Source organism: Chryseobacterium contaminans (assembly GCF_001684955.1).
Taxonomy (GTDB): domain Bacteria; phylum Bacteroidota; class Bacteroidia; order Flavobacteriales; family Weeksellaceae; genus Chryseobacterium; species Chryseobacterium contaminans.
On the sequence record NZ_MAYF01000230.1, the window covers coordinates 1 to 889 of the forward strand.

1 protein-coding gene is annotated in these 889 nt (G+C 36.3%); it reads right to left on the reverse strand.

Going from position 1 to position 889, the window contains the following annotated elements; genetic code table 11:
• A partial coding sequence (locus BBH99_RS12670) for a lamin tail domain-containing protein (protein WP_066696199.1) occupies positions 1-726 on the reverse strand: 726 nt, incomplete at its 3' end.
• Between the last annotated feature and the right edge of the window lie 163 nt (positions 727-889).

Sequence of the window (889 nt, forward strand, 5' to 3'; positions counted from 1 at the left end):
GTCTATATTCTGAGCAAATCTTGTAGGAGATTTTTTCACAACCTGCCTGAAGGTATCATAGACCTTTACATCTTTAATCTGCATTCCAAAAAGCACTTTACCATCTTTCACAAAAGGATTCTGAACAAAGCCTGTTTTTGCAGCACCTTCAGCAGAAAAATCTGCCATATTATCATTATTACTCTCGAAAGTCCTTCTGATTGCTGTTGAGGCTGTAGGAGAAGGTGCAGGACCATCTCCTTTAAACTGATCTGCGTTAGCTCCATAGCCTACAAAATCCAAAACATTAGAAGATGAAGGGCTCATTACCTGTACAATGTTTCCTGCTAATGCCAGCTTTCCTGATGTTCCTGAAATTCTTATTCCAACAGATTTATTGGGTGTGCCGTCAAAATTTGTAACTGTTGTTGCTATAAAATCCGGCGTTGGTAAAGCTTCTACCCCACCATCCACAGCAGCTTCCTGAATCAGATAGGTTTCCTCTGGTCCCAAGGTGAAATCAGGTAGTGTATGATACTCTGTAAAAGCCCCAATTGCGGGTGCGTACTGTATACTTGCTCCTGTTAATGAAACTAAAGTAGTTCCTATATTCTTCAGAACAATATAATTATTTTTAAAGACAGCCCCTGAATTCCCATTGCCACCATAGATTTCATTGATCACAACCTGAGCATTTACAGAAGCCGTTATTAAAGCTAGGCCAACAAGAGTAAAGATTTTTTTCATTAAAATAATTTTAGAAATGGGATTATAATAAAAATATCAAAAACAATACCTTTTAATTGGGAATTTACAAAAAAACATCTATAAATATGCTATATTAAAACGCATAAAGTTTAAATAAATATGCATAAAAAAAATCCGGCCATTTCTTCGAAATGGCCGGATT